A 16,221-nucleotide genomic window follows, 5' to 3' on the forward strand; every position below is an offset into this window, starting at 1 on the left:
ATATAATTTCTCTCAATTTATTCTCCTTCGAGTGTTAGTGTAGCCGGGCGTAACCTGACAAATATTGATTCTCATTCAGAAAACTTTTCAGAAAAATAGCCGTTTTCTCCGCACCCTGCAAATCGAAGTTTTGAGAAATATCTAAAACTGTGTTTTTATTTAAACAAGCAATCATTCTTTCTGCTAGATGATATGCTTCTAACTCTTGTGGAAGAAGACAATCAACAATTCCCAACTGCTGTAATTTTTGAGTTCTGACTAATTGTTCTTTATCTTGATTTTCATGGCCAATGGGAACAAGAATGGCACGAACACCTGTACTCAAAATATTCATTGTAGTGTTATAACCACTTAAACTGAGAGAAATATCTGCCGTTCTCATGTAAGCAAGTAGTTGGTTAGTATAGCTTGCGATATGAATATTTACTTGATTACCAACAGCTTGCTTTAATTTGACTAGCTTCTCTTCTGGCATAAAAGGTCCAGTAAATATTTTAATGATATGTGGGGTAATTTTTTCTAAAATTGGGCTTGCTGCTATGACTGTTTCTAAAAGTTCATAGCCAATTCTTCCCCCGCCGATACTCACCAAAATTTTTGCTGTCTCTGGTTTTATTTCACCCCATAATTGATCAATATCGTCGATATTTACTTGGGGTGATTGAGTGACAAATCCAGTATGGTAGATTTCGCTTTTAATATCTTTATATCTTTTAAAACTTTCAGAAAAACTTTGAAAGTTGGGATCTGAATGAAACAGTAATAGGTCAAAGTAACGATTCATTAAATTGCAAATAGTTTCTTCTTCCTCCTGATCACTTTCTTTACCAATGACATCACGTAAACTACAAATAATTTTCGTTTGAGGACTTTGAGCTTTGATATATTCAACTAAAGGAATCAATTCAAAAAATAGTTTGTGTCTACCAAAAGGAAAAAATTCAGTAATTAAACAATCTGGTTTGATTCTGTCAACTTCAGAAATTAAAAGATTTTTTCTGATTTCCTTTACTTCTTCCACACTTTGGTAATTATCCCCCACGGTAAATTCACCGTCTTCTAACCACAGTGCAGGTAGTCTAATTAATTCTACCTGTGGCGGAATTTCAAAACCTGTTATTTCCGGCCCACCACAAATAAAATAAACCTGAAAATATTTGACTAAACTCCGTACTATTTCTGTACTTCTAACTAAATGCCCCATACCGCTAAGGTACTGGCAATAAAACATGATTTTCTTCATAATTGAATTGACGTTCCCAGCTTGTTTGCGTTAACAGCAAAAAAATGCAATCTTTGACGTTAGATAACCCCCGCATATTTAACTTGTACTGGGTTACACATGACTGATTTGTGAGAGCCTTTTTTAAGGTTTCTGGATGACAATCTTCTGGATTAATTGCCTGAAATAAACCTAATGCTGCCATTTTTTCTGCGCGAATTAATTGCTCTTTTGATGGATGACAACGTGGTATAATTACAGCAGGCTTATTTGCCGATAAAATTTCGCAGACAGTGTTATAACCAGCCATTGAAACTATTGCATCTGCTGCTTGTATATAACTCATTAAATCGTCTGTAAATTCCCTAATCTGCACTTGGGGATTATTGGCTGCTGCTTGGTAAATAAGTTGTTTTTGGTTTGTGGGCATTTCTGGTCCACAAATGATTAAACTTTTGCAGGGATTTACTGCACCTAATAAGTTAATGGCTTGAAGATAGGTATCAACCAATTCGTAACCATCTTCACCACCACCAGGGGTAACTAAAATCAAACGTTCTTTTGATGATACTTGCAATTCTGCTTTGATAATATCAGGTGATTTTAATCCTGGTGGACGACTGATATAGCCACAATAACGGGTTTTATGGGCAATAATTGGGGAAAATTGATATTCCTTGACAGTATCAAAAACTTCTGGTGTACCAACTATTAAGACTTGATGGTAAAACTTTTCTATAGCTGCGTAATAGCGATTTTTTTGCCAATCAGCGATAGTGACTTCTGGCGAGTCGAGAATATCGCGCAGTAACAGAACTAACTTGGTTTGAGGACGTTTGTGATGGAAATAAAGAATCGTATCAGCTAACTCATTTTTCAGTCCGTATGGTTTTTTATCTACCAGAAATAAGTCTGGTTGAAAGTTAATTGCAGCTGAGAGAATTAATTGCGATCGCAATCTCACTGTCTCTTCAATACCCATCCCCAGATACTTTACCGCAACTTCCCCATCTGTGCCTCTGTTTAAGCAAGGAAGTTTGATGTAATCTAAACCCTTCGGTAAGCGAAACCCCTGTAACATGGGTGAACCCGACACCAATAAAATCGAGAGTTCAGAAATTGTCCCCAGTAGGTGTTCGCAGATAGCCAACATTCTGCGGATGTTACCAAGTCCGTATGCGTCATGGGAATATACCAGCAGTCGCATAATTTTTACCAATTAAGTTGGAGTATGGATAGGAGAAACATTCGTTTGATGTTCTCTTGCTAATACACATGATTGCTCATGTAGATGAATTGTTCATGAAACTTTAATGAGAAGTTTCTCATCAATCTGTTAAGTAGATTTACCATAATTATCCCGTTGCAGAGAAGGGATGTTAACCATTTTTTGATGAAGTGAATAGTCAATATCTTTTATCTGGTGGTAGTTTCATGAGAAGTTTCTCATCTTTTGTTCATTATCTTCTCATAAAAGTTTGATTAAACTTACCTTAAGACAAAGTTAAGTAGCACTCAGTATTAATTCACTTTTCATAAGGAGGCAAGCAGATTAAAAGAGGCGTAAATAGAAAAAATGAAGCCCACCAGCTACTAACATCATATTATCATGTTCAACGCGTAAGTAAATAGATTTCATCGAAATTTTTGATTCTCAAGCCGTTGTAAACAGTTTTCTCCCAATGCTCCACAGCCAAACCCATTAGAAGATATTGGCTTACAAGCAAAAAGACTGATTAGAGAATTGTATTTTTCCCTGCTTTTCTTCTGTTAACTCCCTCAATAGTGTGTGTTCTCATGTACAATTTGCTACCTCACTCTAAAAAATTCACCAGAACATCGCCTACTATCGTGTCTTCGCAGATTAGTAGTTTATCTAGTAATACTCGTAAGTGCCGTATTGCGTTGTATTCCCACGACACAATGGGTTTAGGACACAAACGCCGTAATTTATTGATTGCCCAAACTTTAGGATTTTCACCCCTAAAAACCGATATTTTAATGATTAGTGGCATTCCAGATGCCAACAGTCTACCAACACCACCAGGGGTAGATTGTTTGACACTCCCGGCTTTGCACAAAAATATTGATGGGCAATATCAAGCCAGAAAATTGGATCTATCATTGCAAGAAATTATTGCACTGCGATCGCAAGTTATCCTAGCAACGATAAAAACCTTTAAACCTGATATCTTCATTGTGGATAATGTCCCACGCGGAGCAGTCAGAGAACTAGATCCCACCTTAGAATACTTGCGTAGAGAAGGTAAAACCCACTGCATTCTAGGTTTGCGCGATATCTTAGATGAACCCGCTTCTGTACGTCGAGATTGGAAACGAGCAGCCAATGAAGAGGCGATTCAAACCTACTATGATCAAGTTTGGGTGTATGGCGATCGCAATATCTATGACCTAGCCAAAGAATATCACTTCCAGCCCAAAACCGTTGCCAAATTCCGCTACACCGGCTATCTTGACCAACGTAGCCGCCTCAAATATTTGAATTTAGACACCGTTCAATCATTTAAATCCCTCAATCTACCATCTGAACGCCTAGTATTATGCTTAGTAGGTGGTGGACAAGACGGAGCGCAGTTAGCAGAAACCTTTGCTCATGCTGAACTACCACCAGGGATGAATGGTATCATCTTGACAGGCCCCTTCATGCCGCGAGAAGTCAGGCAAAAACTCCACAACTATGCAGCGCAACGTGATAATTTGCGCGTGTTGGAATATTTAGCCGAGCCGACAATGTTACTACACCAAGCCGAACGCGTGATTGCAATGGGTGGTTATAATACCACTTGCGAATTATTATCATTTGGCAAGCGATCGCTTATTTTACCCCGCGTCCAACCCCGAAAAGAACAATTAATTAGGGCTGAACGATTAAAAGAACTAGGCTTAATTGATTTCCTACACCCAGATAAACTGACATCGGCTGCATTAACCGACTGGCTAAAGCTTGACATTGAGCCACCACCAGTCCGTAAATTCGTCGATCTCAAAGGACTAACTCACATTCCCCAATTCGTCGATGAAATCCTCACGCCTGCTCATCAAGAACCCCCACACGCAAAAGCTTCTTAAATAGTCATCAGTCATCAGTTAACAAATATGTCCATGTCCGTCGCTTACGTTCTCAAACGTTATCCCCGCTATTCTGAAACCTTTGTCGTCAATGAAATTTTAGCTCATGAAGCGGCTGGCTTAGATATAAACATTTTCGCTTTAAGACCACCATCAGACACGCACTTTCAAAATATTATTTCCCAAGTGCGCGCACCTGTCACTTACATTCGCAAGCCACTTCAAGGACGGGTGAGCGATTCACTCAATAGTCTTGCACCTACAGCCGCTAGCTATTTTTGGGCAGAATTACAAGAAGCAAGTAAGGTTATCCCTGATTTTTGGTCAAAATTGGCATTTGCTCAAGGGGAAAAAGCTAGCACGGTTTACCAAGCTGCATGGTTAGCACGAGAAGTCAAGCTCAAAGGTATCACCCATTTACACGCTCATTTCGGCACTGTAGCCACTAGTGTAGCTCGCCTAGCATCCCACTTTACAGGCGTTCCCTATACTTTCACTGCTCATGCTAAAGATATCTTTCATGAAAGCGTGGAATTTGCGGATATGGAACGTAAGCTAAAGGATGCGGCTAGGGTGGTGACTGTCAGTGACTATAATCTCAAATATCTGGAGAAAATATACAATCTAGCTGCAAACCAAGTTCAACGCATCTATAACGGGTTAGATTTGCGACAGTTACAATATTCTTCTCCGGCTGAACGTCCACCATTAATTATCTCAGTTGGTCGGTTAATCGAGAAGAAAGGGTTATCTGTTTTAATAGATGCTTGCGCGATTCTCAAGCAGAAAAATTATGAGTTTCAGTGTCAAATCGTCGGTACTGGTGCTTTAGAATCAACTTTGCGGCAGCAAATTATAGATTTAGGACTGCAATCTTGTGTGCAAATTGTCGGTGCGCGTCCCCAAAATGAGGTGTTTCAATTAGTACAACAGGCGGCTGTGTTTGCTGCGCCTTATGTGATTGGTAAAGATGGTAATCGTGATGGTTTACCTACGGTTTTACTAGAAGCGATGGCTCTGGGAACTCCCTGTGTTAGTACGGTTGTTACTGGTATCCCTGAAGTCGTGCGTGATGGGGAGACTGGGTTGATTGTCCCGCAATATGATGCAGAGGAATTAGCGATCGCTCTTGGGCAACTTCTCAAAGATCCGGCTTTGCGGGTGAGGTTGTCTACTCAGGCTAGGAGTTTGATTGAGTCTGAGTTTGATATTTGTCGTAATACGGAAGTTTTGAGGGATTTATTTCTCACGCAGAGGCGCGGAGGCGCAGAGGAGGTATGAAGGTGAGAGTTGCTTATGTTTGTGCTGATGCTGGGATTCCTGTTTTTGGGCAGAAGGGTTGCTCAATTCATGTGCAGGAGGTGATCCGGGCTTTAAAAGGGCAAGGTGGACAGGTTACATTGTTTGCTACTCGGATTGGGGGAGAGTTACCGGCGGATTTGGCTGATGTGGTGGTGCATCAACTTCCACCTGTTCCTAAGTTAGAAAGGGAGGTGCGAGAGCAGGTTGCTTTGGGAATGAATCCTGATTTACGGTTGAGTTTGGAGAAATTTGGCTCTTTTGATTTGATTTATGAGCGTTATTCTCTTTGGAGTTATGGCGCGATGGAATATGCCCAAGATAGGGGAATTCCTGGTTTGTTGGAGGTTAATTCGCCTCTGATTATCGAACAGGCACAGCATCGGGGTTTAATTGATCTTGATGGTGCGGAAGTGGTGGCGCGTCGGGTGTTTTCAGCCGCTACAGCATTGATTGCTGTTTCCGATGCGGTGAAAAGTTATTTGCTGGATTATGTGGATGGTAGCAAGGTTCATGTCATCCCTAATGGTGTCAATCCTCACCGCTTTTCTACTCTGCGTTCTGTAATTCAATCAGATAGTTTTACGGTGGGTTTTGTCGGTACTTTGAAACCTTGGCATGGATTGCCCATCTTGACGGAAGCTTTTAGTTTACTGCATCAACGTGTTCCCCATGCCAAACTTTTGATTGTTGGTGATGGACCTGAACGGGAAAATCTCGAAGCTGAATTAGCTGCACGGGGATTAGATGCTCATACTCAATTCACTGGTGCGGTGAATCCTGATGAAATTCCTCAGTTATTAGCTGCAATGGATGTGGCTGTCGCACCCTACGCTGCACAAGCTGATTTTTACTTCTCGCCGTTGAAGGTGTATGAATATATGGCGGCTGGTTTACCTGTAGTGGTTAGTCAGATTGGACAATTGACAGACTTAATTGATCCGGGGGTGAATGGTATGCTTTGCCCTCCTGGTGATGCGATCGCCTTAACAAACACATTAGAACAATTATGGCGATCGCCTCATCTGCGTCACAGTTTAGGACAAGCGGCGCGAGAAACAGTTATAGCTCATCATACTTGGGATGCGATCGCAGGGCAAATTCTGCATCTAGCATCTCCATTACCGGTGGAGGTGAAACGATAAATGCTAAAACCCAAAAAATCAGCTGTTCCCGGTTTGTGGGGAGTGTTGACTTATTTCTGGCCTGATATTCGTCCCCAGTATGGACTACTTTTAGTTTCGGCGATCGCTTTAATTGCAGATGTGGGACTGAGAGTATTAGAACCTTGGCCGCTCAAGTTTGTCTTTGATTACGTTCTGCTGCGTGGCGAAAGGGTTAATACTCTTCCCCTGATTACTAGTCTAGAACCAATCGCATTACTGACACTCTCAGCCGTTGCAGTCCTGATAATTACAGGGTTACGCGCCCTTGCTGCCTATTGGAGTACCGTAGGATTAGCCATAGTCGGTAGCCGAGTTATGGCTAAGGTGCGGAATCATTTATATTGTCATCTGCAAAATTTATCTTTGGCTTATCACACCAAAGCTCGTAGCGGTGATTTAATTATCCGTGTCAGTAGCGATGCTAGCCGTCTTCAAGAGATTATGATTACGGCAGCATTACCGCTAGTAGTCAGCATTCTCTCTCTATTTGGCATGATTGGGGTGATGTTCTGGATGAATCGCAGCCTCACCCTGCTGTCACTCATCACACTACCGTTCTTTTGGTTAGTTACAAACCGACTCAGCCAGCGCATCAAAGCTTCTTCATTAAAGCAACGTCAACAAGAAGGGGCTGTAGCAGCGACGGCGGCTGAATCTATTGCGGCGATTAAATTAGTGAAAGCCCTCTCCCTACAGGATGCTTTTGCTCGTGTATTTGCTCAACAAAATCAGAGTAGTCTAACAGAAAGCGTCAAAACCCAACGGTTGGCGGCTCACTTGGAACGTACTGTAGATGCGGTGATTGCAATGGGAACAGCAATTATTTTATGGTACGGCTCTTGGCTGGCGTTGCGAGATGCTTTAACCCCTGGGGATGTGCTTGTATTCCTTACCTACCTGAAGAATGCCTTTAAGCCAGTGCAGAACTTCGCTAAGTACACTGGACGACTAGCTAAAGCGGCGGCTTCTGGTGAGCGTATTTTAGATGTGTTAAATCAGAAACCAGATATCAGTGATTCACCGGATGCCTTCCCCGCCCCAATTTTCCGGGGTGCGGTGCGTTTTGAACGCGTCCATTTTGCCTATGACTCAGGACGAGTGCTACTAGAAGATATCAATTTAAACGTTCAATCGGGACAGCAGGTAGCGATTGTAGGAACTTCTGGTGGTGGTAAATCAACGTTAGTCAGTCTTTTATTACGGCTTTATGATCCTACATCCGGGCGGGTGATGATTGATGGGCGAGATATTCGAGAATATACATTGGCATCATTCCGTTCCCAAATTAGTGTAGTTTTGCAAGATAGTCTCTTGTTTGCTGCCAGTATTAAAGAAAACATTGCCTACGGGATTGCTGGGGTGTCTGATGCGGAAATTGAAGCGGCGGCGCGTTTAGCTCACGCTCATGATTTTATCCAAGCTTTACCGCAAGGATATGACACCTTGGTGGGGGAAAGAGGCTCGACTCTTTCGGGGGGACAAAGACAACGGATTGCGATCGCTCGTGCTGCTATTCGTCAAGCTCCTATCTTGATTTTAGATGAACCTACTACGGGGTTAGATAAGGAGAGTGAGAAGGCTGTAATTGATGCGTTGCAAAGGTTGTCAGCAAATCGCACGACTTTTTTGATTACTCATGATCTGAATTTCGCTACTCGCGCAGATATGATTGTTTATCTGGAAAATGGGCGGATAGCTGAACAAGGTTCTCATCTGGAGTTGATGCGGAAACATGGGCGTTATGCGGCTTTGTATGAGGTGCAGGCTTCTTTGAGGGTTTAGAGAGAGTTTTTAACGCAGAGGGGCGCGGAGGTATGCGCGGAGGTACGCTGAGTATGGGTTTTAGTGATGAGAAGATGCCTTTTTTGGCGGATGCGGTTGATCGGGTGCGGGTGGAGGAGTGTTTTGAGGGGTGTTTGGTAATAGCTAAAAATTGTCGTGTGCAGAATGTCAGGGTGATTCGTCATAAGTTGGGGCGGCGTTGTTTGATTGAATATGAGTTGATTGATGATGCTGGGGAAATCATTACCTTAATTGGGAAGGTGAGGGCTAAGGGAACTGATTTTCATAGTTATGAGTTACAAAAATCTCTCTGGGAATCGGGATTTGGTGATGATAGTCCTGATGGGATTTCTGTCCCTGAACCTGTGGGTGTGATTCCTGAATGGCAAATGTGGTTACAGCGTAAGGTTGAGGGGGTAATGGCTACTCAACTGCTATCACAAACTAACAGTATTTTACCTGCAAAACTCATTGCTGAAGCGGCTCATAAATTGCACCAAGCTAATATTCTTCCTCGTCGTTCTCATAGGATGTCAGATGAATTAAGAATTTTGCATGAACGGATTCCATTAGTGATGGAACAATACCCACAATGGCAATCACGTTTAGAACGCATATTAGCAGCAAGTGATGATTTAGGAGCAAACACGCCAGAACTAAAACCCTGTGGTATCCATCGTGATTTTTATCCTGATCAAGTCATTATTAATAATTCCCGTTTGTATCTGATTGATCTGGATTTATATTGTGCAGGTAATCCGGCAGTTGATATCGGTAATTTCATCGCTCATCTACAAGAATATAGCTTACGTAATTTTGGTAATAGCCAAGCATTACAAGAGTATGAAAATATTCTCACGAAAAGATTTCTTCAGCTTACAGGTAATGAATTTTTCCCCGCAATTCAAGCCTATACTACTCTAACTTTAGTCCGACATATTTACATCAGCACCCTATTTACCGAACGTCGTCCTTTTACCGAAGCACTGTTAAATCTCTGCGAAGAACGACTCAAGATAATCAGTAATTCGTAATTATATAGCGTTTTCTAATCTGCTGAGGTAGTGACTACACCACTAATAAAATTGGGCAACCTCCGCGCCCCTCTGCGTTTTCCTCCGCGCCCCTCTGCGTTTAATTTTCAGGAGATATAATTAATGGGTTCAATTTTTGGTCAGGAAATACGCCTGATTAGTCTAATCATTTTATTTGCTTTGAGTAGTATAGCTAAAGTTAATGCAATAAATATTCCAGTAGAAAAAAATAGTAAACTAAATAAAATTATATCAGTTTCTCAATTAGCGGATATTACCCATGATAGTTGGGCATTTCAGGCACTACAAGCATTAACTGAGTAATATGATTGTGTTAGTCAGGAGAATACTGACAATCAAACCATGACTAGATATGAATTTGCCACTAAATTAAATGTTTGTATTCTCAAAATAAATAATAGTAACTTTGACAAATTTAATCAAGAAACGTTAACTACAATCCAAAAACTACAAACAGAATTTTCTGCGGAATTAGCAACTTTTCGCAACCACGTAGATTTATTAGAAAACAAAGTAGCTGCATTAGAAACAAAACAGTTTTCGCCCCAAGTTGAGTTAGCGGGAGAAGTTATCTTTGCTGTAACTGGAGTCACTGGCGGGAAAAAAGCCAACAGTAGAACTAAGCCAATCAATGAGAACTTAGTATTTAGCGATCGCCTCCGTCTCAGCTTAGAGGCAAGTTTTACTGGTAAAGACAAATTACAAATCCGTCTACAAGGACGCAATACACCAGAATTAGCAGATGTTACCGGCACTAAAATGGCTAATTTGGGATTTGACGGTGACGATGACAATGAGGTGGAAGTAGATGAGTTAGATTATAGATTCCGTCTGGGTAAACAAACTCGCGTCACTTTATACGCTTTAGGAGGAGGATTAGGGGATTTTGTTCCTAGTGTCAATCCTCTTTTTAGTGGTAGTGGAGACGGTTCAATTTCCACATTTGGACGAGAAAATCCAATTCGCCGACAAGGTGGCGGTGCAGGTATCGGTATTTCTCATAATTTCAATGACTCTCTCAATTTATCATTAGGATACGTCAGTAACAACGCAGCTAATCCAGAGAAGGGAATTTTTGCTAGTCCTTATGGTGCGATCGCTCAACTCACCCTTAAACCATCCAAAACCACAGCACTTAGCGTTACCTATATCCACTCTTACAATAATGTAAATACCGGAACTGGCAGCGAATTAACCAACAACCCCTTTAATAATCAAGCAGATGCAATTACAGCTAATTCCTTTGGTGCAGAAGGTGCTTGGCAAATTAACCCAACTATCACCCTGGGAAGCCGAGTTGGTTTTATTCATGCAACAGCAGAAGACGTACCAGCAACCCCAAATGCTGTTATTTCCACATGGGCGTTACTACTAACGCTCAGAGATATTGGTAAAGAAGGTAGTTTTGCCGGATTCGTTGTAGGTCAACCGCCTAAAGTAACTCATAATAGTTTCGGTGATGCCTTTGAAGAGAAGGACACATCTTTACATCTAGAAGCCTTTTATCACTTTAAAATTACAGATAATCTAGCAATAACTCCGGGTTTATTTCTCATCACAAATCCAGAACATAATAATAATAACGACAAAATTTATATTGGCACAGTTCGGACAACTTTTACCTTCTAAGTATCAGTCGGTAGTGGCGTGGCAAGCCTAAAACAGTGCATTAAATGTAGGTTGGGTTAAGCGCAGCGCAACCCAACATTGATCTCGAAAACTCAACATAGATATTGGTTTTGGGTTTCCTAACGTCAACCCAACCTACGCCTAATCCATCATTTTAGGCTTGCCACGCCAGTAGTGCCATTCTTGAAACTCTGTCGCTTTTAAGCTAAGATTTATAGTCTATGGCTGATATCGTTCGTCAAAAAACACTGCTAGTCTATGCAAAAGAAGACGGCAAAGAGCCGTACACTGAATGGCTCTTATGCTTGAAGGACTATGTGATCCGTTCAAGGATAATTCGACGGATAGAGCGACTAAAGCAAGGTAATTACGGGGATTGCAAGCCGGTTGGAGATGGCGTGCTTGAACTGAGGTTTTTCTTTGGCAGTGGCTACCGCGTTTACTTTGGTGAATCCGCGAACGATCTAGTAATTCTCCTGTGTGGTGGCGACAAGGACAGCCAGGAGAGGGACATAGAAAAAGCTAAAGAATATTGGCAGGCTTATCAGGAGGAACAGGATGAGCAAGAAACTGAGAAACCATGACGAGATTGTATTTGAGCAGATGCTGAACCCGGAAATGGCAAAGGCTTACCTGGACGTTGCCCTTGAAGAGTACGAGCAGGATGGCGATATGGCGTTTTTTCTGGAAGCGTTGCGGAACGTGGTGGAAGCACGTTCGGGGATGACGCACCTTGCGGAAAAAACGGGTTTGAACCGCCAGAATCTTTACCGGGCTTTGTCGCCAGAAGGCAACCCAGAACTGCGAACCATCAGCATTATTCTGCATCATCTCGGCTATCGCCTGAGTGTGCAACCAATTCTGTGATTTGAACGATAATTTAGCAGCAATTCTCATTACTCACCACTTCTATTAATCCTCATATAAATCGACTTGAAGATTACCATTACCATCAAGATATAATTCTTCTTCGAGTTCTCCGTCAGTAATATCTACCTCATAAAATATGCCTTTAGGCGTAATTTCAATTTCATATTTTGTAACAATAAATCCAGGGCGTTCTTGCTTTATACGTTCTAATACAATAGGAGGAAATTCTTTCTCGGTCACATAGTATTCAGTTTCTAGCCATTCCCCGGTTGCGGAAAATTCTGCTTCGTATTGGATATTATCTTCAGTAAAAACTGCCTCATAACCGTAATCATGTCTTTGCCAGGTATGAGGAATATCAGGATATTTAGCTTGGAAAGCTGCTTTTACAGCTTCAGGAACTACTATGCCTTTTGGCTGATTATGGACATAAGTAAAAGCTAATAAACACGTTAATAAAGATAAACTACTAACAGTGCAAATAATTGATTTGATTGCTATAATTACCACTTACTTATTGAATAAATGTTCTTACTTGAGGTGATTCTAAGGGTAAGGTAATTGTGAATACAGATCCTGCGCCTAGTTCACTTTCAAGGGTAATTTGTCCGCCATGTGCTTCAGCAATAACTTGGACAATAGATAAACCTAACCCAGCACCTTCAGAACGACGGCGACTGTTTGCAGCACGAGCAAAACGCTGAAAAATTCTCTGTTGATCAGCTGGTGCAACACCTACCCCTGTGTCACGTACCCAAAAGCTAATTTTACCCCGGTGAATCATTGAACCCAGAGCAATTGTATCAGTGTTGTTTGTATGTTGAGTAGCATTTTGTGCCAAATTCATCACAGCTTGAGTCAGACGTTGACGGTCTCCAACAATTTTACCTCTGGCAACAGCTTCGAGTTGCCAGTTGCGATCGCCTAAACCTTTAACTTTAGTAAATAATTCTTCGGTGAAAGTCCGAATATCAACTGTTTCTAACTGCAAAAAATCCGGCTGCTCCGCCTTTGCTAGTAACATCAAATCATTAACAAAGCGGTTCATCCGTTCTAACTCATCCATGACTATAGTTAGAGTTTCTTGTATTTCTTGCGGGTCATTACCCATCAATTCTAAATGACCACGAATAATAGTAATAGGCGTTCGCAGTTCGTGTCCAGCATCGTTAATAAAATGGCGTTGACTAGTAAAGGCTGCTTGCAACCTATCCATCATGTCATTAAAAGTAGCTCCTAATTCTGCTAGTTCTCCGCTACCATCTATAGTGATGCGTTGATTTAAATCTGTTTCAGTAATTTTGCGAGCCGTCTGAGTTAGTAAGCGCAAAGGTGCAAGGATTTTTCCCGCAGCAAACCAAGCCAAAACTAAAGCAAATAGCACAACAACTACACTCACCTGAACAATCACGGCTAAAGCTTCTAACACTTCTCCACGTTCCCCAGCCGTGGTGTGAGCAACGACTAACACTCCCATGACTTCGCCGTCAATTTTCACAGGTTGAGCTAGATAAAGGATACTATCAACTTCACTACCAAGGATGACCTTTTCTCCTTGTGCAGGTTTTGTTAACCTTGCCCAATCTAGAATGATTTTTGCATCTCTATCCATTTCTTTTGGTCTAGCTCTGGGACTCGATTTATAAAATCTTTCGTCCATTAACGCAATCAAAAATGTATCATCTTCTGGCAGTTGATTACCTAAAAAAGCATCAAAAAACTGTTGTAGTTCCTTTTTTGTGGTTGGTGGCTTTTTTAGCCGGGTATCACCACTTCTCAGGTTATCAATAGCTTCAATACTTTCTTCATCTAGAGGCTCAGAACTGTTACTTTTACCCGTCAGTAATTGCTCAAATATTTGAATTTTCTCTCTTGATTCATCATTGACACGTTGATTAACTTGTGCATATAAAGCCTGACGAATTGCAGGAATAAAAACCAGAAAAATCACAAATAAGATGATCGCATACCAGGACAAAATCCTTGTACGCGTAGCCCAAAAGAAGCCTCGACGATGTTTTATATATGTTTTGGCTATTGTAGTTTGATTGTTCAGCACTAATCTCAGACTGTCGGGATTAAATAGAGAAACTTGAGATTTGTCTCTTTTTCGTTGTTTCCCCATATAAACTATAATTTTGTGGGTTTTATACGCGTTAAAAATTGGAATTTGGAATATTAAATCCAAAAACCCAATCTTTACATCCAAAATTCCGGTCATATAGGGAACACACACATCTTACGACAGAATTTATATTCTGTAGATTAAGCGGAAAGGTTGTAATAGAACCTATGTTTATGAATTTATGATGGTGAAATGAGAAAATCATGAAATTTTGATGAGAAAATTCTCATGTTCGCAGACGATAACCCATACCTCGGACAGTTTCAATTAAGTCACTACCTAATTTTTTGCGTAAATAACCCACATAAACATCAACAATATTTGAGCCTGGGTCATAGTCATAACCCCAGACTCTATCTAATAATTGTTCCCGACTGAAAACTTGACCAGGATGGCGCAGGAAGGTTTCTGCAAGGGTAAATTCCCGCGCTGGTAACTCTACTATATTTTGACCTACTTTAGCTTTGCGCGATCGCAAGTTTAAAACCACATCCCCAAACTTGAGTACCATCTCTTCAGTAGCTTGACTGTTACCATTGTTACGTAACCTAGCTTTTATCCGTACTAACAATTCCTCAAACCGAAAAGGCTTAGTTACATAGTCATCTGCACCAGTTTCAAAGCCTGCAACTTTATCTTGAATGTCATCACGGGCAGTTAAAATAATTACCGGAACATTTTCCCCTTGTCCACGTATTTCTGCCAATACATCTAAGCCATCTTTACCAGGAAGCCCCAAATCCAAAATCATTAAGTCAAAACCGCTACTTAACGCCATGTTAGTAGCAGAATCAGCATCAACGGCTATAGACGTTGTAAAACCATGAGAACGTAACCCTTTCTCAATAAAAGCCGCTATGCGGGGTTCATCTTCCACGATGAGAATTCGATTCATCCGATGCAACCTCTGTTTGTGGTTCTAAAGCTAAGACACCTATAAAACTAGAACCTGTTCCCAATCCCCTGTCACCTGTCACCTGTCACCTGTCACCTTCAAACCAAACTATCCCCCCCTGGTTGACTAATTACTAATCGCAAAACTGATAATCCTAAAATTATTAAAAATAGCACCAACCCAATTGTACAAGCATAGGTAATTTCTAAATTACTAAAGGCTTGCTCGTAGAGATAATAAACAATTGTTTTAGAACTATTAAGTGGGCCACCTTGAGTCATAATAAAAACTTCTTCAAATACCTTCGTCGCTGAAATTGCTGAAATTACTGCGACTAATGCTAAGTAAGGCTTCATTAAAGGTACAGTAATATCCCAATGTTTACGAATACCATCTGAACCATCAATAGCGGCAGCTTCATATACATCTGCTGGAATTGATTGCAATCCAGCTAAATAAATCACCATGTAATAACCTAGTCCTTTCCAGATGGTGACAGCCATAACGCTAGCTAGAGTAATTGGCACAATGCCGAAAATTTTAGCGGAACTAGTCAACCAGGGAATACCATCTGGGAACAGACCTAACATTTTCAGGAATTGATTCAGTAAACCGTTTTCTGCATATAGCCACTTCCAAGCTATCCCGGCAACGACCATAGAAATAACGACTGGCGTATAGTAGGCGGCACGAAACCAATTAATTCCTCGTAATTTTTGATTAACTAAAATTGCCAATCCTAAAGGAAAAATAACTAGAATTGGGACTACACCTACAAGATAGAGAAAGGTGTTTTCTAAAGTTTTCCAAAAAACGGCATCTTGCCACAAACGGAGGAAGTTTTTAATACCTATCCATTGCGGTGCTAGGCTGAGGTCTTCGTAGCTAGTAAAACTGAGGTAAAAAGCTTGCAGTGCAGGCCAGAATACAGTTAAGCCCAGCAGAATTAAAGCCGGTAGTAAAAATAAATAAGGAGTTAGTCGCCGTTTAATGACTATCAAATCTTTAGGCGTTAATTGTTTCATAAATAGCTGTGCTTATTTAAGCTAGCCTGCGGAGACAAACTAGTGGGGCATATCTTCAACAAT

General features: G+C 41.0%; 15 protein-coding genes. 9 read left to right on the forward strand and 6 right to left on the reverse strand.

Going from position 1 to position 16,221, the window contains the following annotated elements; all coding sequences use genetic code 11:
- Positions 1-34 precede the first annotated feature (34 nt).
- Both L6494_RS07460 and L6494_RS07465 read right to left on the reverse strand, forming a co-directional pair.
- On the reverse strand, positions 35-1,231 hold the full coding sequence (locus tag L6494_RS07460) for a glycosyltransferase family protein (RefSeq protein ID WP_237993272.1): 1,197 nt from the start codon (positions 1,229-1,231) through the stop codon (positions 35-37).
- Positions 1,209-2,429: a glycosyltransferase family protein gene (locus L6494_RS07465; protein WP_237993274.1), complete on the reverse strand. Its 1,221-nt coding sequence runs from the start codon at positions 2,427-2,429 to the stop codon at positions 1,209-1,211. Before L6494_RS07465 ends, L6494_RS07460 begins: the two co-directional genes overlap by 23 nt.
- Before the next feature lie 644 nt (positions 2,430-3,073).
- On the opposite strand from L6494_RS07465, the gene L6494_RS07470 reads away from it, so the two are divergent.
- The 9 genes from L6494_RS07470 (at position 3,074) to L6494_RS07510 (ending at position 12,110) form a co-directional block, all read left to right on the forward strand.
- Positions 3,074-4,312 (forward strand): glycosyltransferase family protein, encoded by a 1,239-nt coding sequence (locus tag L6494_RS07470; protein ID WP_237993276.1) that lies wholly within the window; start codon positions 3,074-3,076, stop codon positions 4,310-4,312.
- 27 nt (positions 4,313-4,339) lie between these two features.
- A complete protein-coding gene (locus L6494_RS07475) occupies positions 4,340-5,593 on the forward strand; it encodes a glycosyltransferase (RefSeq protein ID WP_237993278.1) in 1,254 nt (417 codons plus the stop codon).
- Positions 5,590-6,756 (forward strand): glycosyltransferase family 4 protein, encoded by a 1,167-nt coding sequence (locus L6494_RS07480; RefSeq protein WP_237993280.1) that lies wholly within the window; start codon positions 5,590-5,592, stop codon positions 6,754-6,756. The genes L6494_RS07475 and L6494_RS07480 overlap by 4 nt, the downstream gene beginning before the upstream one ends.
- A complete protein-coding gene (locus L6494_RS07485; protein WP_237993282.1) occupies positions 6,757-8,559 on the forward strand; it encodes an ABC transporter ATP-binding protein in 1,803 nt (600 codons plus the stop codon).
- Positions 8,560-8,591: 32 nt separating this feature from the next.
- Positions 8,592-9,593 carry a phosphotransferase family protein gene (locus L6494_RS07490; protein WP_237993291.1) on the forward strand — a complete coding sequence of 334 codons (1,002 nt, stop codon included), beginning with the start codon at positions 8,592-8,594 and terminating at the stop codon, positions 9,591-9,593.
- Between the two features lie 123 nt (positions 9,594-9,716).
- On the forward strand, positions 9,717-9,917 hold the full coding sequence (locus L6494_RS07495) for a hypothetical protein (protein WP_237993293.1): 201 nt from the start codon (positions 9,717-9,719) through the stop codon (positions 9,915-9,917).
- Positions 9,918-9,956: 39 nt separating this feature from the next.
- Positions 9,957-11,243 carry an iron uptake porin gene (locus L6494_RS07500; protein ID WP_237993304.1) on the forward strand — a complete coding sequence of 429 codons (1,287 nt, stop codon included), beginning with the start codon at positions 9,957-9,959 and terminating at the stop codon, positions 11,241-11,243.
- A 221-nt stretch (positions 11,244-11,464) separates the two neighbouring features.
- Entirely contained in the window at positions 11,465-11,827 is a 363-nt protein-coding gene (locus L6494_RS07505) for a type II toxin-antitoxin system RelE/ParE family toxin (RefSeq protein WP_237993306.1), read from the forward strand.
- Complete coding sequence (locus L6494_RS07510) at positions 11,802-12,110, forward strand: addiction module antidote protein (RefSeq protein ID WP_237993308.1); 309 nt, start codon at positions 11,802-11,804, stop codon at positions 12,108-12,110. The genes L6494_RS07505 and L6494_RS07510 overlap by 26 nt, the downstream gene beginning before the upstream one ends.
- Positions 12,111-12,155: 45 nt before the next feature.
- On the opposite strand, the gene L6494_RS07515 is transcribed toward L6494_RS07510, so the two are convergent.
- The 4 genes from L6494_RS07515 to L6494_RS07530 form a co-directional block, all read right to left on the reverse strand.
- On the reverse strand, positions 12,156-12,623 hold the full coding sequence (locus L6494_RS07515; protein ID WP_237993310.1) for a PepSY-like domain-containing protein: 468 nt from the start codon (positions 12,621-12,623) through the stop codon (positions 12,156-12,158).
- A gap of 4 nt (positions 12,624-12,627) precedes the next feature.
- A complete protein-coding gene (locus L6494_RS07520) occupies positions 12,628-14,238 on the reverse strand; it encodes a sensor histidine kinase (RefSeq protein WP_237993312.1) in 1,611 nt (536 codons plus the stop codon).
- Positions 14,239-14,464: 226 nt separating this feature from the next.
- Positions 14,465-15,133, reverse strand: a complete 669-nt coding sequence (locus L6494_RS07525) for a response regulator transcription factor (RefSeq protein WP_237993314.1) — start codon at positions 15,131-15,133, stop codon at positions 14,465-14,467.
- 98 nt (positions 15,134-15,231) lie between these two features.
- Entirely contained in the window at positions 15,232-16,158 is a 927-nt protein-coding gene (locus L6494_RS07530; protein ID WP_237993316.1) for a carbohydrate ABC transporter permease, read from the reverse strand.
- Between the last annotated feature and the right edge of the window lie 63 nt (positions 16,159-16,221).

Source organism: Nostoc sp. UHCC 0870 (assembly GCF_022063185.1).
Lineage (GTDB): Bacteria > Cyanobacteriota > Cyanobacteriia > Cyanobacteriales > Nostocaceae > Trichormus.